The following is an 18,661-nucleotide window of genomic DNA, read 5'->3' on the forward strand; positions in this document are numbered from 1 at the left end:
TAATTCCTTATTAAAATCATTTTAAAATGTTTCTGCTAATTTTATTACTCTTTCTGCCACAACTTTCACTGCATCAGATTTTGAGAATTCAGAAATATTTTTTTTAAGGGTTTTTAATTGTTCCTCATCATTAATTAATTCAATTATTTTCTTAAATAGCTCGTTTCGTAAATTTTTATCTTCTATCAAGATTGCTGCATTTTTATCCGAAAGAACTTTTGCATTCATAAATTGATGATTGGCAGCTACATTTGTTGAAGGGACAAAAATTACCGGCAACCCAAAAGATGAAACTTCTGCAATTGTTGTTGCACCTGCTCGTGCTAATACCAAATCACATGCATTGTAAGCTGCCTGCATATCTTTTATGAAGGGCATAACTTTTATCTCTTCCTTTTCAAAAGATTTATAATCATCATAATATGATGAACCTGTCTGCCATAGAATCTGAATATTATTTTTAATTAAGTTATCAGCAATTTCTGCAATAATGTCGTTAATTGATTTTGCACCTAAACTTCCTCCAAGAACAAGCAAGGTTTTTTTTGATACACTCAAACCAAATTTTTTTAAAGCTTCTTCTTTATCTATAAGCTTTAAATCAATTCTCACAGGATTACCGGTTAGTAATAATTTTTCTTTATCTCGGAAATATTTTTTTGATTCTTCATAAGTCAAATAAATTTCATTAGCTTTTTTTTCAAGCAATCTATTTGTTATACCAGGAAAACTATTTTGCTCAAGCAAGACAATTTTCGAACCCATCACAGAAGCTGCCCATACAACTGGACCTGAAACATAAGCTCCTGTTCCAATAGTAACGCGAGGTTTAAATTTCATCGCAATAATTAATGACTGAATAAGTCCAGTTAATAGCTTAAAAGGGAACAGAAGATTACTCAAATTAAATTTTCTTGAAAAACCGCTAATCAAAATTGATTTATAATTAAAACCATATTCTGGAACAACTCGAGCTTCTATTTTATCTTTTGTGCCAACAAACAAAATATCAGCTTCAGGCTTAAGCTCAAGAATTTTTTGAGCAACAGCTAAAGCCGGATAAAGATGACCTCCTGTTCCACCACCAGCAAATATGAATCGATAAATATTATTCATCCTACCTGCGCTAATTTTAGTTCTTCAGTTCTTAATGATTGTTGTGCAACATTTAAAATTATTCCAATAGAAATACCTGATAATATTATTGATGTCCCGCCAAAACTTATAAATGGAAGAGGTATTCCTGTTGTAGGAAGAAGTCCTGTTACAACTCCGATATTTATAAATGCACTGATTAGAATTTGAAAGCTTAATCCAAATACTAAAAGTTGACCAAATTTATCCTGTGATTTTTTTGCAATCATCAGGCATGCAAAAAACAAAGTGAAATAAAGAATCAGAATTACTAATGTGCCTATAAATCCAATTTCCTCTCCAATTACTGAAAAGATAAAATCACCATAAGATTCTGGCAAGAATAAATCACTCTGTCTGCTGTTACCAAATCCAAGTCCACTCCAGCCGCCGCTGCCAAGTGCAATCTTAGCTTGGGTAACTTGAATATTTATATCTCCTCCAGTAATTAAACTATTTATATAGTCCATTACTCTTTGTCTTGCATGATTATACAATAAAACTACGGGAACAAAAATAGCTGCTGTTACTGCAAATACACTTACAATATGTTTGAATTGAGCTCCACCGACATACAGTATTGCAAATGATGTTAAAATAATTATAATGGAAACACTCACATGTGGTTGAATAATAATCCAGCCAACAGTAAGCCCTATCCATACCAATGCATACAAGAAGCCATTTTTAAAATCTTTTATCAGATGTTTCTTTCTTTCAATCAATGCAGAAAGATGAATGATCAACAAAAATTTTGCTAATTCAGACGGCTGGAATTTAAAAAGTCCCGCTACATCTAGCCATCGTCCCGCACCTTTAGTTTTAACACCCCAGAAGTAAGTAATGACGAGTAAAATTATTGTAATAATCATCAGCCATTTACTTAGTTTACGATAGTAATCATAGGGTATAGCTGCAAAAACAAACATTAGAATTATTGCTGCAAAAACTTTCCACAAATGTGATTTAAACAAAAAGTAGAAATTATTGAACTTGCTCAAACTATATGTTCCGCTTGCTGTAAAAACCATAATTGCTCCAAGAAACATAAGAGCAACAACAATCGTTATCATTATTTTTACCATTAATCTCATCATTTTAATTTACTCACTGCATTTTTAAATACTTTTCCTCTATGTTCATAATTATCAAACATATCAAAACTTGCACATGCTGGAGAAAGAAGAACAACTGAACCAGGTTCAGCTTCAATGCGTGCAGCATCAACACAACTTTCTATTGTCTGTTTATATTCAGTTGGAACAATATCTTTGAAGTAATCATAAATTTTATTTGCTGATGAACCTATTGCATAAATTTTTCTTACCTTCTGAATAACTAATTCACGAATTTTGTCATAATTATTTCCTTTATCTTTTCCGCCAAGTATTAAATAAATTGGTTTATCAAAACTTTTTAACGCATACCAGACAGAATCAACATTTGTTGCTTTAGAATCATTGTAATATTCAACTCCATCAAGTTCTCGTACAAATTCGATTCTATGTTCAACACCTTTGAATGATGCAAAAGCACTTCGAATTTTTTTATTGGGCAGATTCAATATTTTTGCTATTGCAAGCACAGCAAGAGCATTTGCGATGTTATGTTCTCCTTTAATAAATAAATCTGCTGATTTGCAAATTTCTTCGTGCTTTCCATACCATGCAAAAAACAATTTCCCATCATTAAAGTAAGTTCCTACATTTAATTGTTGAGTTAGGGAAAAGCCAATTTTATGTGCACGTATATTTGTTAATTTATTAGATATGATAGAATCATCAGCATTGTAAATAAAGAAATCACTTTCATCTTGATTTTTTATGATTTTAAATTTAGAAGCAATGTATTCATCAAAATTATTGTTGTATCTATCGAGATGGTCTGGTGTAATATTCAAAATCACAGAAAATCTTGGTTTGAATGATTCAATAAAATCAAGTTGAAAACTTGATGTCTCAAGTGAGACAAATTCATTTTCATTTATATCGAGAACTATTTCTGAAAAGGCGTTTCCAATATTTCCAGCTGAGTATGATTTTAATCCACATTCGTTCAATGTATGATTCATCAAACTTGTTGTTGTTGTTTTGCCATTAGTTCCAGTAATAGAAATTATTGTCCCTTTACAAAACCATGATGCAAATTCAATTTCACTTATAATTTTTATTCCTTTTTTAATTGCATTTGATAAAACTTCTGAATCTGATGGCACACCTGGACTTGTAATAATAAAATCACAATTATAAACTCTTTCTGAATGAGCACCATATTCAAAGTCAATTCCTTCTGATTGAAAAATCTCAATTGACTTTTGCAATTTATCTTTCGAAGCAGAATCACTTACAAAAGGAATTGCACCTAATTTTTTAGCAAGAAGTGCTGCAGCAATTCCACTTCTTACAGCACCAACAATCGATATTTTTTTATTTTTTATATCCATCATCTAATCTTAAATGAGGCTAAACTTATTATTGCAAGAATAATTGTTACAATATAAAATCTAATTACAATTTTTGGTTCAGCCCAATTGAGCTGTTCAAAGTGATGATGAATTGGTGCCATTTTAAATACTCTTCTGCCTTCACCATATTTTTTCTTTGTGTATTTGAAATAAAGTCTTTGAATAATCACCGAAAGAGTTTCAATAAAATAAATTCCCCCAAGTATTGGAATTAATAAATCTTTTTTAACGATAATCATGATAACACCGAATACACCTCCTAAAGCAAGCGAGCCAGTATCTCCCATAAAAACTTCTGCTGGATAAAAATTAAACCAGAGGAATCCCAATCCTGCACCAATTAAAGCAGCTATAAAAACAGTAAGTTCGCCGCTTCCTGGTAAGTAAATTATATTGAGATAATCCGCATAAATAACATTTCCAGTAACATAAACAATTATTGCTAAAGCAAGCATAACAATTATAATCGTTCCAATTGCAAGTCCATCCAATCCATCTGTTAAGTTTACAGCATTCGAAGTAGCAGTAATAATAAAAATTACCCATGGGATGTATAGATAAGAAAAATCCCAGTTCAAATTCTTAAAGAAAGGAAGCGTAGTTTGTGTATTATATTGTGAAAATTCAGGTAAATAATAAATGCTTAAACCAATAATTAAACCAACAAAAATTTGTCCCATTAATTTATATCGAGCTATTAATCCCGTTGGAATTTTCTTTATCACTTTCAAATAATCATCAAGGAAACCAATAGCACCAAGAACTACTGTAGCAAATAATGCAAGAATAATGTAGATACTTTTTAAGTTGCTCCACAGAAGAACTGGAATTATAACAGAAACTAAAATTATTATTCCACCCATAGTTGGGGTGCCAGCTTTCTTTTTATGAGTTTGAGGTCCATCATCACGAATAGGCTGGTCTACCTGTTTTTCTTTCAGCTTTGCAATTATTTTAGGACCGAAAATGAATGATATTGTCAATGCAGTTATTGCAGCAAGAGCTGAACGAAATGATAAAAATCTGAAAACATCAAAACCTGGCGGATTAAATGTTTCGTTAATATAATTAAATAGATAGTAGAACATTATTCAAATCTCTGCTCCAAAATGTTGATAAATTCTTCCATTTTCATTCCACGAGAGCCTTTTACTAAAATCACCGAATTATCTATATCTTCATATTTGAGATATAGACTTAAGGCATCGCGTGTGTCAAAGTGTATTGTTTTTATTTTTATTTTTTTTAATTCGCGATGTAAATACTTCATTAAGTTTCCAATTGTGAGTACTGTAATATTTTTATCTTCACTGAAAATATTTGCAAGTTCTTTGTGAAATTTGGGAGCAGATTTTCCTAATTCAAATATATCTCCCAAAACCATAATCTTATTTTTATACCTTTTTACTTTTTTCAAAAATTTATATGCTGCTTCAACAGAAGCAGGACTTGCATTATATGTATCATCAACTAATATGGCTTTTGGATATTCTTTAATTTCAAGTCTTCCATGAACTGGTTTTATTTTTTTTGATGCATTAATTATCTCATCTTCGTTTAATCCTATTTTTAGTGCAACTGCTGCTGCAGCTAAAAAATTTTTTGCATTTGATTCGCCCGATAAAGGAAGAACCAAATCAAAACTTCTTTCATGATATTGAATAAAAATTGTTGCTCTTCCTAAATCATCATAATTTAGAATTTTACCTTTAACTTCTGCATCATGCTTAAAACCATATGTAACAATATTTTTATACCTTTTCTTATTTTTATTTATTATTGGGTCATCAACATTTATAAAAATTATTCCTCCTCTTTTTTCTGCTTCATCAAACAAAGCAGATTTTTCTTTGAATACTTTTTCTCTGCTTTTCAAGAATTCAAGATGTGAATCGCCAATGTTGGTAATAATTGCATAATCAGGTTCAGAAATTTTTGCCGAATATGGAATTTCACCAAGATGATTTGTTCCTTGTTCAAGAATAAGCATTTCACAATTTTCGTCAGCAGAAAAAATGGTAAGTGGTACACCAATATGATTATTATTATTTGCTTCTGACTTTACAACATTAAATTTTTCTTCAAGTAAAGTTGCAATCATTTCTTTTGTAGTAGTCTTGCCATTACTCCCAGTAATAGAAACCACTTTTGCATTAAGTTTATGTCGCCATCTATTTGCGAGTTCACCATAAGCTTTAATTGTATCAGGCACGGTAATAAAAGGAATATTCAACGAACTAAACTTCTCTAATTTATTTCTGTTAATTATTAAAGCTTTTGCTCCTTTATCAATCGCATCCTGAATAAAATTATGACCATCATATTTTTCACCTTTAATTGCAACAAATAAACATGGTTTATTTATTTTTCTCGTATCAATCTCTACAACAGAAAGAGGTTTATAACTGTCGGGATTATATATTACCGAGCCGTTAAGATTAAACAAATCTTCAATTGTTATTTTTATTTTGCCCATTCTTTTAGATATTTAGTTGCTATTTCTTTATCTGAAAAATACTTTCGCACACCATTAATTTCTTGATAGTTTTCATGTCCTTTACCAGCAATTAAAATGACAGCATTATCTTCACTTTCAAATATTGCCGTTCTTATTGCTTCTTCTCTGTTTTCAATTGCAATAAAATTGTTTTGTTTAATTCCTGATAAAATTTCTTCTATAATTTTTTGAGGATTTTCAGTTCTTGGATTATCTGAAGTAACAAATACTTTTTTGCTCATTTCCGATGCAATGCTTCCCATGATTGGTCTTTTTGTTCTGTCTCTATCACCTCCGCATCCAAAAACTGTGTAAACTGGTCTTTTATTCTTTACAATATGATGAATAGCAATTAAAGCTTGCTTAAGAGAATCCGCTGTATGAGAATAATCAATTATTACTTTTTTATTTTTTCTTGAAATTACCTCAAATCTTCCTGGAACTTGTGGGGTTGTTTTTATTCCTTCGATAATTGTATCGATATCTAAATTGGACATTACTGCAACACAAAATGCTGCGGTTGCATTAAATGCATTAAAATGTCCAACAAGTTTTGTGTCAATCTTATATTCTTCTTTTTTATTAATTATGGTAAAATTAGTCCCATCAAGTGTGAATTCAATATCTTTAATTCTGAAGTCTGAATCAGAAGAAGTTCCATAAAAAATTTTTTTTGCTTTAGAATCTTTAAGTAATTTGTCAACGTTTTCGTCATCAGCATTTACAACTGCAAAAGCATCTGATGGAAGCATATCAAATAAAATTTTTTTTGAATTAAGATAATGTTCAAATGTTTTATGATAATCCATGTGGTCAGAAGTAATATTTGTAAAAACTCCATACTTGAAATTAAGATAATCAACGCGGTGCAAATGAAGTGCATGAGAAGAAACTTCCATCACACAATGAGAACATCCTTCATTTAGCATTTGAGCAAGTAAGGAATTTACCTCATTAGATTGAGGAGTGGTAAGCATTGTTTTAATTTCTTTATCACCAATGTAATTAGCAATTGTCCCGATAAGTCCCGTTTTATATTTAGCTGTTTCAAAAATATTCTTAATGTAAAATGCAGTTGTTGTTTTTCCTTTTGTTCCTGTAATGCCAATTAAATTTAGTTTTTCAGAAGGTTTACCATAAAAAATATGTGAAAATTCAGCTAATGATTTTCTTGTATCTTCAACAACTATTTTTACACAATTGGCATGTAAAAATAACTGATCAGGCACAGCATTAACTTTAGAAAGAACAACAGCAGCAGCACCTCGATTAATTGCATCAGGAATAAATTTATGTCCATCTGTCTTAAATCCTTCGATAGCAAAAAACATAGTATTCTCTTTCACAGATTGAGAATTATGAGTAATATCCTCAATCTCTTTTAGTTCAGCATTGCCAACAACCTGAATTACTTTAACATTGTTCAATAATTCGTATAATTTCAATCTCTTTCCTCAATTTTTTTTATTGCATCAACTTTTTTTGAAACAGAACATTTTAAATAACAGATAGAATTTTTATCTATAGTTGTACCAGGTTCAATGCTTTGTGAAACAATTTTTCCTGTGCCAATAATTTTATAATTCAAGCCAATTTCATTTAAGATTGCGATTGCATCGCGCATCGAATGATTTATTAAATTTGGCATTATATTTTTGTTTGTTAATAAAAGTTTTTTCCTTTCTTTATTCTCGTTTTTATTTTCTGATAGATTAAAGAATGCTTTTTCTTCTACAGGTTTCTCATCCACTTTAGTTATTAATTCTTCAATCAAGTTATTTGTTCGATTTATTTTTTTTCTTACTGGAACTAAATTCAAATCTGCATCAAGAATTCTTTTAGCAACATTCTTAAAAATTGGAGCTGCAACAAAGCCACCATATTTTCCAACCTTAGGTGCATTAACAAGAATTAAGCAAATTATTTGTGGATTATCAGCAGGAAAAAATCCAATAAATGACGAATTATGTTTAGCACTATTATAACTTCCATTAACTAATTTTTGTGATGTACCTGTTTTACCACCAACTAAAACATTTTCAAGTTGAGCCTCTTTTCCTGTGCCATGTTCAACTACTCCAACAAGTAAATTTCTCATTAATTCTGATGTCCTCTGGTTTATAACATTTCTAATTTTTACCGGCTTTATTTCTTCAATTACACTATTCTTATTATCTGTAATTGTTTTCACAAGAAATGGTTTCATAAGCACACCGCCATTTATCAAAGCGCTGTAAGCTGTAATCATTTGCAGTGGTGTTACAGAAAGTTCATATCCAAAAGACATAAATGCTTTTGTGTATGGAGTAAAATTAACCGGCTTTTTTAAAGTCCCATCTGCTTCTCCCGGTAATTCAATCGAAGTGTAATTGCTAAATCCATAATCTCTCAAATACTTATAAAAAATTTCATCAGAAATTCTCGCCGATAACTTAGACATTCCAATATTGCTCGATTGTTCAAGAATTTGTCTTACAGTTAAACTGTTAAAAGGATGAGAATCGGTTATTCTGACATTTCTAAAAATATACTTACCATTTTCTGTATTAATTACTTCATTTTCATTTGTAAGATTTAAGTCAAATAAAATTGAGAGAACGAGTGATTTTATAGTTGAACCGGGTTCATAAGTATCTGTAATAGCACGATTTCTTAAAACTTCTATTGAAAAATCATTGTAATTATTCGGGTCATAATCAGGAATATTCGATAAAGCTAAAATTTCTCCTGTATTAGGATTCATGATTATACCTACTGCAGACTCTCCTTCATATTTTTGAAGTCCCTTTTCCAATTCTTCTTCAAGTATATTTTGATAAATTTTATTTATTGTTAGAATAAGATCCTTCCCTGGTTTTGGTGGTTTAGAATTTTTTTCATCTAAAGAAATTATTCTTCCCAGAACATCTTTTTGAAATACAAAGTACCCGTCAATTCCTCTAAGAGTTGTATCAAAGAATTTCTCTATTCCTGCAACACCATTTAATTCTCTATCAACGTATCCCAGAATATGTGATGCTAATTTCCCGTAGGGATAAACTCTTGAAAAATCTTCTGTATAATAAAGTCCATCTACTACAAGTTTTTTAAGAATGAGAGCTTTATCCATTGGAACCTTTTTTTCAAGACAAACATTTCTAACCCCATTTTCAATTATATCTCTATAATATTTTTGACTTTTCCCAAAAACTTTAGAAAATACTTTTGCGATAGTATCAACTCTTTTTTCGTTCATCATTCTTGTATCTACATAAAAAGAAATATTATCACGAGTAAAGCAGAGTATTTCCCCATTTCTATCTTTAATAATTCCTCTTTCAGCTTTTGCAATTTGAGGTTTATTTTGTTGTGCCTGTGCTTTAAGCAAATAGAACTCATTATTAATTACCTGAATTGTATACAACTTCACAAGCAGTGCAATAAAAAACAAAAACGATAAGCCAAGAATAATTAGTGCACGATAGTTAATCATATTTTTCTTTAACTAATTTTTCTATTCTTTTTATTTGTTCTTTTGATACTCTGATAGTTTCTAAATTTTCTGCAGGCAATACTAAACCAAGTGAATCTTTTGCTATTGATACTATTCTATCTTCTGCCATTAACTTTTGTCTCTCTACAATTTTCATTTCTATTCTGTTTAACTTTTCATTAAGCTGTTCAATTTTATTTATTTTTTCTTTTTTCATATTCTTTATTTCAGATACAGTAGCAACATGAATAAAGAGTAAACATGCTGTTATAAATACAATTATTATAAAATTTTTTAATGAACCTATTTTCATATTAAATTCTTTCTGCAGCTCTTAGTTTTGCACTTCTTGCTCTTTTATTTTTTTTAATTTCATCTTCAGAAGGAACAATTGGTTTTGAATTAACTAATTTCAAACGCTGCTCTTTGCCACAAATACAAACCGGAGTTCCAGCTGGACATACACATTTTAGAGTTTCATACTTAAATTTTTCTTTTACAATTCTGTCTTCCAACGAATGATAAGTTAATACCACTATTCTGCCATTTTTATTAAGCAGATTAATTGATTTATCTAAAAATAATTTTAGCTCTTCCAGTTCATTGTTCACATAAATTCGCAATGCCTGAAAAACCCTCGACAATGATTTAAGCAAATAATTTGGCGGAACAATTTTTTCAATAATTTCTTTTAGTTGAAAAGTGGTTTCGAATTTTCTCTTTGTTCTGGCTTCAACTATTCTCTTAGCTATAAGTCTCGATTTTTTTTCTTCCCCAAATTTGAACAGGATATCAGCAATTTCTTTCTCTGATAAATTATTTAGAACATCAGCAGCAGTAATACCTTCATTTTTATTCATCCTAAGATCAAGGGGTGAGTCTTCTCTAAATGTAAAGCCCGCTTCACTATTATCGAGCTGATAAGAAGAAACCCCGAGATCTACAAAGATGCCGTCAAACTTTTCAATGAACTCAATCTTGGAAATAATATCGATATTAGAAAATGTTGTATTATAAATTGAAAATCTTTTGTCAGATTGAAATTTTTCTTTACAGTATTTAAATGCATTCTCATCTTTGTCTGTTGCAATTAATTTACCTCTTTGATTAAGATTTTTAAGAATTGCTTCTGTATGTCCACCAAAACCTGCAGTGCCTTCAAAATAAACTCCATCATTTTTTGTTATTAATAAATTTATGCTCTCCTTCAGGAGAACTGGAGTATGCAAATTCATTTCTTCTTTTGCTGCATAATATTTTTTGAGTATTCAGCATAAGGAACATTAATTTCTTTTTTGTATTCTTCATAAATGTTTGGATTCCAGAGTTCAAATTTTTTGTTTTGTCCAAGAATAAAAACTTCTTTATCAATGCCGGCAAATTCAAGAAGATTTTTAGGAATTAGTAAACGTGACTGTGAATCAAGTTTATCTTCTGCAGATAATTCAAAAAGCATTCTTTTAAATGTAGCTTCTTCTGGAATATAATCATCAAGCTGGTCTATTCGAACTAACACTTCGGATTTCCAGAAATCAAGAGGATAGACATCAATATTCCTATACAAGCCTCGAGTCATTATGAATGTTCCATCTGCTTCAGGATTTATATATTTACGAAATCTGTATGGAATACTAATTCTTCCTTTTGAATCAATTGAATATTTGAAACTCCCCATGAACATGATAATTCTTCCCGATATTTGCCACAATTAAACACTTTTTCCCACTTGGGTGCAAAATAACTGTTTTTATATGGGATTGTCAAGATTTTTTTTGAAATTAATTCACTTTTTTAGTATGAAAAGATTATGGGGAAGTTAACTTATTATAAAACTCACCTTAAATACTGCTATTAATATAAGAGGGAATTAATAATAAAGATAAAACGAAATTTCTCTTCACTTTAAACAGAAATTCCATAGACTTCATTGAACTCTGGCGAGGTAATAGAGTTGAGTTGAAATATTTTCTGATAAATTCACACAACTTCAAACATTAGGAGAAGGGTTATATAAAGATAAAAGAAATAATAACTTGTTATCGAATAATCTGAAGAAAATGAAGTTAATATAATTAAGTAAGAGTACTGGAAAATTCAATGTGTTATTCCTGTGTGAACCTCTTTATGGGCAGTCAGGAATCTATTGATTATGAAAGAGATTTCTGTTTTTATATTGGAATACCAGTGGAAACTTGAATGACAGTTAATTCAAAATTTATTTTTCAGTGGTTTCTAAGTTATAACTTGGGGGACTTTAATATGAGATATTTTATAGAAAACTAAAATAAACAATTGAGCCATCTGGGGGACTCGAACCCCCGACCCGCGCATTACGAATGCGCTGCTCTACCAGCTGAGCTAAGATGGCTTTAGATTATCTTAATTTCTTTTTATGTCTGTTCTTGCGCAATCTTTTTTTGCGCTTATGAGTTGCCATTTTATGGCGTTTTCTTTTTCTTCCACAAGGCATAGTTCTCTCCTTTTTTTAATGTGATTTAATTAACTCTTGTGCTCTTTTTCCAATTTCATTATCAGGATTTATTTCAACTGCTTTTTTCCACCAGGAAATTGCTTCATCGTGATTCCCGCTTGCAAGAGAAACAATTCCTAAATTCAAATATGCTATTTGATGTTTCGGTTGATATTTCAATGCTTCTTTCATCAACTTTATTGCTTCTTCATTATTTCCTAATTCATAATAACAAACAGCCATATCTACAAGCACATCAGAATTTTTTGAATCACTTTTCAAGTACTCTTTGTATTTCTCAATTGCTCTTTCCTTAAATCCAGAATCATTCAAAAGATGAGCAAGTGTTAACAATTTTGATTTATCTTCTGGATTGGCTTTTAACTCTTCTTCAAGTTCATTTATTTGTTGTATGCTTTGTAAATTAATCCCACGATGAATTTCATCATCTGGCATTTGATTTGTCTTGATATTTTGTATCGGTTTATCAAATATCCCTGATGAATAAATTATTATTCCACCAATTGCAACAAGAAAAATTAATACGTAAATAATTTTTGCAGTTGAAATTTTTTTTGCCTGAATTTGTTCTTCTGATTTTGGATTTTTTTGTTTTATCTTTTTTTCAGAAATATTTGATCGTTTTACAGCTTCACCAATTTTTGCACCACAACTTGGACAAAAATTATAATCAGGCTCAACTGGCTCGCCGCAAACAGTACATCTATTATTTTTTTCCATTTCATTCATAAATTATTTAAGTGAATTTTTTTCTTTCATTCCATTATCAACTGCTGTTTTAAAATCCTTGGAAAATTTAAAAACCGGAACATAATGTTCATCTACAAAAACAGTTTCGCCAGTTCTTGGATTTCTTGCATATCTAGCTTTTTTCTTTTTTACTCTATAGCTTCCAAAACCTCTAATTTCAATTCCTTTCCCTTCTTTAAGAGCTTCAATTATAGTATTCAAAAATCCTTCAATAATAGCTTCGGTTTCAAGCTTTGTAAGCCCAGTTCCGAGAGCAACTCTATCAACTATATCGGCTTTTGTCATAACATTTTTCCCCTAAGTTATAAATTACAGTTGAAAAAATATCAAATCTTAAATTTATATCCAATTTAGAGATACGATTCGATCGTTGATACTGTTTCATAATTAAACAGATTCTATTTTTTAGATAAATATTTCTATCAACCATTCTCATATTCTTCAAAAACCAAAGGTTTTTACTGGTATATGTTTTGTATCTTAAAGTCAAAAATGAAAGGATAAAAAATGAGTTTATTACCTATTATATATACGAGTTTGATTCTCTTCTTCGGATTAATGATGATAGTAATTATAATTTCTTACATCTCATATAAAATTAAAGCCGAGAAAAATCCAATCATAGAAGAAGAGAAAAACAAATTTAATCAACTAAATATTCCTCAACGGATAATTAACCCAAAACCAGTGGTAAATGTTTACACCACAAAAATAGAAAGAAATGAACCAGTAAATAACCAGAATCAATACAGAAATAATTCTTATTCACAAAATTATAGAACTAAAAAAACAACATATTATAAAACAAAAAATTTGAAACCAAGAATAGAAATAATGAATTCTAATCCTGTATTCAGAAAAAGTGAATCACTGAACAAATTCAAAAATGAAATTAATAGAAGTAATAATTCAAATAATCTTAATAATCAAAATTCATCTGATAGAACATACTCTTCTGACAGAACAAATATTAATTTGCTCAATTATTATACTGATAATGATGAGAAATTAGTAGAACTCAAAATTATGCCTGTTGCAAGGTAATTGATTTTACAAAATCATCTCTATACTTTTTGTTATAACTCACACTAAAAAAATTCATTTTTTTCTGTATCAATTTATATAATTATTTTACACATCATAATTGTAACCAAAGAAATTTTTTTATTTATTTGTTTTATGGAATTAATACCAATCATATACATAATTCTGGAAGTAACTGTCATATTGACAATTTTAACAATTGTTATTTCTAAAATTGTTAACAAGAAAGAACCAGGGGAAAAACCGGCAGCACAAGAGATTAAAAACACATATAAAAAAGAATCATTAAATCAAATTCCGGATTATAAAATAGACTTAGCTCAAGGACAAAACATAAATAATTATTCATTACCAAATTCAAAACAAAATCTACAACAAAATAAAAAGATTATTAAAGCGGAAATTAAATACAACATAAATGCAGAAAGAAATAATAAAAACAAAAGGATTGAGATTTTGAACAATAATTCTAAGAGCAGTATGAATCATGAAAAAATTCAAACCCCAAAATATAATCACGAAAAAAGCAGAAAAGATTTCAAAGACAAAAATAATCATGATATTCTGAGTAAATATTCCGAGGATGATAAATATTTATACAGCCCCGATACAAAAAAGAAAAACAACAATAAAAAATGATTTCTAAAACGACTATTCTTTACATAAAAAACATGGTTTGTAATCGATGCATAAAAGTTGTTAAGGAAGAATTAGAAAATATTGGTGTAGTCGTAAATAAAATTTCTCTTGGAGAAGTTGAAACCACCTCAGATATTGATAAAAATAAGTTAAATGAAATCAAAAAAGTCCTAAAAGAAAATGGATTTGAATTGCTTGAAAATAGAAAAGCAAAAATTGTTGAAAAAATTAAAAGCATTATAATTTCTACAATTTATAGTAATGAAGATTTTTTAATTGGCAATAAAAATTTTTCCAGACTTATCGAAGAAAACATTGGGCTTGATTACAATTACTTAAGTTCACTTTTCTCCTCACTAGAAAGCATTACTATTGAGCAATTTATTATCTTGCAAAAAATTGAAAGAGCAAAAGAATTATTAAAATATGATGAACTTACTTTAAGTGAAATTGCTTTCAAATTAGGATACAGCAGCGTTCAGCATTTGTCAAATCAATTCAAAAAAATAACAGGTCTTTCTGCAAGTGAATTCAAAAAGATAACAAAAAACATTAGAAAGCCATTAGATAAAATCACTTCATAAAAATTATCAAATAATTTTATAATTTTTTTCTAATAATATATAAACATTCTTGTTTGACATTATCTATTTTTATAATTAAAAAATGGAGCAAAAAATGATAACAAAAGAATTCATTATAGATGGAATGAGTTGCCATCATTGCGTAATGGCAGTTGAAAAAGAATTATCTAGGTTAAATCTTGAGTCATTTGAAGTAAAAATTGGTTCAGCAAAAGTTACATTTAACGAATCAAACATAAAAGAAGAAGAAATTGAAAAAGCAATTAATAATGCAGGATACAAAGTAAGAAAGAATTAGCCATGAAAACATTTGATTTACCTGTTGAAGGGATGACATGCGCAAGTTGTGTTACTCGAGTTGAAAAAATTATAAGCAACTTTGAAGGGATAAAAAATGTCAATGTCAACCTTGCAACTGAACGTGTCCGATTCGAAGCCGAAAGCAATACAATAAATCTTGAAAAAATTTCTGCAGCATTAAAGGAATATGGTTATGAATTAAAAATTAATGAATCTACCCAAAAAGAAGCAGATGAAAACATACTATCAGAAAATGATTATTATACAAAATTAAAAAAAGAATTTGCTCTTGCATTAATTCTTACCTTGCCTGTTTTTATTATCAATATGTTTATGGATTATAAATTTTTCAATGAAATTTTACCATTAAATTCTGAGCAGATAAAAAAAATACTTTTTATTCTTACAACTCCAATAATTTTCATTTCGGGTAAAAGATTTTTTAGTGCATCCTTGAATAATCTTAAACACTTTACAGCAGATATGAATTCTCTTGTTGCCATTGGAACAGGTTCAGCTTACTTATATAGCAGTATAGTTACATTATTTCCTGAGATATTCATTTCATCACAAAAAGAAACCCATGTTTATTTTGATACTGCTGCGGTTATAATCACACTTATTCTGATGGGAAAATTGTTAGAACACAAAGCTAAGAGAAAAACAAATGATGCTATTAAAAAATTAATTGAATTAAAACCCAAATCAGCTATTGTGATAAAAAATAATAAAGAAATTCAAATCCCAATTACAGATTTACAGATTGGAGATATAGTTGTTATAAAACCCGGGGAAAAAATTCCAGCAGATGGAATAATCATAAATGGAAAATCTTTTGTTGATGAATCAATGATTACAGGTGAAACTATTCCTGTCGAAAAAAATATTAATTCAAAAGTTATTGGTGGTACAATTAATATTAATGGTACGTTCAACTTCAAGGTAACACAAACAGGTGATAATTCTGTTTTAGGACAAATAATTAAATTGGTGCAGAATGCCCAGGCGACAAAACCACCTATTCAAAAATTAGTTGATAAAATTGCTGGTGTTTTTGTACCATCAGTTATTGTAATTGCTTTAATTACATTCATAAGCTGGCTAATCTTCTCATCTGAACATTCATTCAGCAATGCTTTAATAAATTTTGTAGCGGTATTAATTGTAGCCTGTCCATGTGCACTGGGTCTTGCAACTCCAACTGCAATTATTGTTGGAACTGGAATTGGAGCATCTAATGGGATTTTATTTAAAAACAGTGAAGCAATAGAATTAGCACATAAAATTTCAACTATTATTTTTGATAAAACTGGAACCATTACAGAAGGAAGACCAGAAGTTTCAGAAATATATCCTTTTAATATTGATAAAAATGAACTTCTTTTTTATGCTGCTTCACTTGAAACAAAATCAGAACATCCACTTGCAAAATCAATTGTTGAAAAAGCAAAAGAACTAAAAATTAATTTAACATCTCCCGAAACATTTACCAATCATTCTGGATTTGGTATAGCTGGAATAGTAAATAACATACCAGTTATAATTGGAACGATGAATTTAATGAAAGAGTATTCAATCAAGTTAAACAATTTAGAAAGTAAGTATGAAGAATTATCAAATCAAGGAAAAACAATTGTTAGCATAGCAATTGATAATACATTAAAAGGGTTCATATTGATAGAAGATAAAATAAAGACTACTGCTATTGAAGCAGTATCAAAATTGAATGATATGAATATTCACACTGTTATGTTAACCGGGGATAATAAATTAACAGCTGAGATTATTGCAAAAAAAATAGGTATAAATGAATTTAAAGCTGAAGTTCTACCTGAAGAAAAGGCAAATATTGTAAAACAATATCAGAATAATAGAAACATAGTTGCTATGATTGGAGATGGAATTAACGATGCACCAGCTCTTGCTCAAGCAGATGTAAGTATAGCTATTGGAACCGGAACTGATATAGCAATTGAAACAGCTGATATAACATTGCTAAAAGGCAACTTAATCAATGTAGTGAAATTAATTGAATTATCAGGCAAAACAATCAAAACAATAAAACAAAATTTGTTCTGGGCTTTTATTTATAACACAATCTTAATTCCACTCGCTGCATTCGGTATATTAAATCCTATGTTTGCAGCTCTCGCTATGTCATTAAGTTCAGTTTCTGTAGTAACAAATTCATTAAGACTCAATTACAAATTCAGAAAAAAATAAATTTTGTTTCGAATCCTATATTATTTTCTTGGCAATCTTTCTATGTAAGAACTAGTGCTAAGCACTGCAAAAGAATTTATTTTCTTTAATTCATCAATGCTGTTGCAATTTAAATAACTCATTGCACTTCTCAAACCATCCGAAATTGCATTAATGACATTTTTAACAGTTCCTTTATAAGGAATTAATGTTTCTTCACCTTCAATAAATTCATTTTTCATTTTAACTCCAAAAGAAGCTGAGCCTCGATACTTTTTCCAGAGCTGGTCATTGTATTTTATAACTTCACCAGGAGTCTCTTTAGTGCCAGCAAGCATTCTTCCAAGCATAACTGCATCAGCACCGCAAGCTAATGCTTTTGTAATGTCGCCAGGATTTTTTATTCCTCCATCTGCAATTAAATCTATTTTTATTTTTTGTTCTTCTCTTACAAAATAAACATCGAGCAATGAAGAAATCTGGCCAATTCCAATTCCTGTTTGAATTGAAGTAGTACATACACTTCCCCCTCCAATCCCAATTCGAACTGCATCAGCACCAGCATTTGATATATCTCTCAAGGTTATACCCGAAGCAATATTTCCAACTATCACTTTTACATTATACCTTGATTTAATTTCTTCACACTTTTTAAGAACAAATGCATTATTGGCATTTGCAGTATCAATGCATATAATTAAATTATTTTCTGCAATCTTTTCAATTAATTCTCCATCAGCATTTAAGCTGATTGATACAGCTTTAACTCCTTCAACAACTTTGCCGTTACTAAATATTTCCTTTAATGATGAATCAAAGCGATTAACAATTCCAAGACAACCCTGATTTGATAATTCCTTTGCCATCTCAATTCCAGTTACTGTATCCATTGGACTTGAAATTATTGGCAGAGACAATTCCATATCAAGAAATTTTGACTTTGTATTAATACTTGATCTTGTTTTTACATGAGATATTTCTGTTGGAACTAAGCTTATATCATCATAAGTAAGTGATAAAAAATAATTGTTCAATTCTTGTTTGGAATAAATTTTCATTTATTGCTCCTTCAATTTTTTTAAAA

General features: G+C 29.5%; 18 protein-coding genes and 1 tRNA gene. 5 read left to right on the forward strand and 14 right to left on the reverse strand.

Annotation, left to right across the window (positions count from 1 at the left end; translation table 11 throughout):
- Window positions 1-21: 21 nt before the first annotated feature.
- The 13 genes from murG to VJY32_RS03380 form a co-directional block, all read right to left on the reverse strand.
- On the reverse strand, window positions 22-1,116 hold the full coding sequence (gene murG, locus VJY32_RS03320; protein ID WP_353676468.1) for an undecaprenyldiphospho-muramoylpentapeptide beta-N-acetylglucosaminyltransferase: 1,095 nt from the start codon (window positions 1,114-1,116) through the stop codon (window positions 22-24).
- Window positions 1,113-2,231, reverse strand: coding sequence for an FtsW/RodA/SpoVE family cell cycle protein (locus tag VJY32_RS03325; protein ID WP_353676469.1), 1,119 nt, complete (start codon window positions 2,229-2,231; stop codon window positions 1,113-1,115). Before VJY32_RS03325 ends, murG begins: the two co-directional genes overlap by 4 nt.
- The gene (murD, locus tag VJY32_RS03330; RefSeq protein ID WP_353676470.1) at window positions 2,228-3,580 is read right to left on the reverse strand and encodes a UDP-N-acetylmuramoyl-L-alanine--D-glutamate ligase; all 1,353 of its coding nucleotides are present in this window, start codon (window positions 3,578-3,580) and stop codon (window positions 2,228-2,230) included. The genes VJY32_RS03325 and murD overlap by 4 nt, the downstream gene beginning before the upstream one ends.
- Window positions 3,577-4,686 (reverse strand): phospho-N-acetylmuramoyl-pentapeptide-transferase, encoded by a 1,110-nt coding sequence (gene mraY, locus VJY32_RS03335; protein ID WP_353676471.1) that lies wholly within the window; start codon window positions 4,684-4,686, stop codon window positions 3,577-3,579. The genes murD and mraY overlap by 4 nt, the downstream gene beginning before the upstream one ends.
- The gene (locus VJY32_RS03340) at window positions 4,686-6,074 is read right to left on the reverse strand and encodes a UDP-N-acetylmuramoyl-tripeptide--D-alanyl-D-alanine ligase (RefSeq protein WP_353676472.1); all 1,389 of its coding nucleotides are present in this window, start codon (window positions 6,072-6,074) and stop codon (window positions 4,686-4,688) included. Before VJY32_RS03340 ends, mraY begins: the two co-directional genes overlap by 1 nt.
- Entirely contained in the window at window positions 6,062-7,540 is a 1,479-nt protein-coding gene (locus tag VJY32_RS03345) for a UDP-N-acetylmuramoyl-L-alanyl-D-glutamate--2,6-diaminopimelate ligase (protein ID WP_353676473.1), read from the reverse strand. Before VJY32_RS03345 ends, VJY32_RS03340 begins: the two co-directional genes overlap by 13 nt.
- The gene (locus VJY32_RS03350; protein ID WP_353676474.1) at window positions 7,537-9,567 is read right to left on the reverse strand and encodes a penicillin-binding protein; all 2,031 of its coding nucleotides are present in this window, start codon (window positions 9,565-9,567) and stop codon (window positions 7,537-7,539) included. Before VJY32_RS03350 ends, VJY32_RS03345 begins: the two co-directional genes overlap by 4 nt.
- Entirely contained in the window at window positions 9,560-9,880 is a 321-nt protein-coding gene (locus VJY32_RS03355) for a hypothetical protein (RefSeq protein ID WP_353676475.1), read from the reverse strand. Before VJY32_RS03355 ends, VJY32_RS03350 begins: the two co-directional genes overlap by 8 nt.
- A 1-nt stretch (window position 9,881) precedes the next feature.
- The gene (gene rsmH / locus VJY32_RS03360) at window positions 9,882-10,802 is read right to left on the reverse strand and encodes a 16S rRNA (cytosine(1402)-N(4))-methyltransferase RsmH (RefSeq protein WP_353676476.1); all 921 of its coding nucleotides are present in this window, start codon (window positions 10,800-10,802) and stop codon (window positions 9,882-9,884) included.
- Window positions 10,799-11,248, reverse strand: a complete 450-nt coding sequence (mraZ, locus tag VJY32_RS03365; protein WP_353676477.1) for a division/cell wall cluster transcriptional repressor MraZ — start codon at window positions 11,246-11,248, stop codon at window positions 10,799-10,801. The genes rsmH and mraZ overlap by 4 nt, the downstream gene beginning before the upstream one ends.
- Window positions 11,249-11,862: 614 nt before the next feature.
- Window positions 11,863-11,935: transfer RNA gene (locus VJY32_RS03370), tRNA-Thr, on the reverse strand.
- Between the two features lie 117 nt (window positions 11,936-12,052).
- Window positions 12,053-12,778 (reverse strand): tetratricopeptide repeat protein, encoded by a 726-nt coding sequence (locus VJY32_RS03375; RefSeq protein ID WP_353676478.1) that lies wholly within the window; start codon window positions 12,776-12,778, stop codon window positions 12,053-12,055.
- Between the two features lie 12 nt (window positions 12,779-12,790).
- A complete protein-coding gene (locus VJY32_RS03380) occupies window positions 12,791-13,093 on the reverse strand; it encodes an HU family DNA-binding protein (RefSeq protein ID WP_353676479.1) in 303 nt (100 codons plus the stop codon).
- A 276-nt stretch (window positions 13,094-13,369) separates the two neighbouring features.
- On the opposite strand from VJY32_RS03380, the gene VJY32_RS03385 reads away from it, so the two are divergent.
- The 5 genes from VJY32_RS03385 (at window position 13,370) to VJY32_RS03405 (ending at window position 17,598) form a co-directional block, all read left to right on the forward strand.
- A complete protein-coding gene (locus tag VJY32_RS03385) occupies window positions 13,370-13,852 on the forward strand; it encodes a hypothetical protein (protein ID WP_353676480.1) in 483 nt (160 codons plus the stop codon).
- A 135-nt stretch (window positions 13,853-13,987) separates the two neighbouring features.
- Entirely contained in the window at window positions 13,988-14,491 is a 504-nt protein-coding gene (locus VJY32_RS03390; protein WP_353676481.1) for a hypothetical protein, read from the forward strand.
- Window positions 14,488-15,075 carry an AraC family transcriptional regulator gene (locus VJY32_RS03395; RefSeq protein WP_353676482.1) on the forward strand — a complete coding sequence of 196 codons (588 nt, stop codon included), beginning with the start codon at window positions 14,488-14,490 and terminating at the stop codon, window positions 15,073-15,075. Before VJY32_RS03390 ends, VJY32_RS03395 begins: the two co-directional genes overlap by 4 nt.
- Window positions 15,076-15,169: 94 nt before the next feature.
- Window positions 15,170-15,373, forward strand: a complete 204-nt coding sequence (locus tag VJY32_RS03400) for a heavy-metal-associated domain-containing protein (protein WP_353676483.1) — start codon at window positions 15,170-15,172, stop codon at window positions 15,371-15,373.
- A 2-nt stretch (window positions 15,374-15,375) separates the two neighbouring features.
- Window positions 15,376-17,598, forward strand: a complete 2,223-nt coding sequence (locus VJY32_RS03405) for a heavy metal translocating P-type ATPase (protein ID WP_353676484.1) — start codon at window positions 15,376-15,378, stop codon at window positions 17,596-17,598.
- A 20-nt stretch (window positions 17,599-17,618) separates the two neighbouring features.
- Here VJY32_RS03405 and VJY32_RS03410 read toward each other — a convergent pair whose 3' ends face one another.
- Entirely contained in the window at window positions 17,619-18,635 is a 1,017-nt protein-coding gene (locus tag VJY32_RS03410) for a guanosine monophosphate reductase (protein WP_353676485.1), read from the reverse strand.
- Window positions 18,636-18,661 lie beyond the last annotated feature (26 nt).

The sequence above is a fragment of the Rosettibacter primus genome, from assembly GCF_036860675.1.
In the GTDB taxonomy this organism is placed as follows: Bacteria; Bacteroidota; Ignavibacteria; order Ignavibacteriales; family Melioribacteraceae; genus Rosettibacter; species Rosettibacter primus.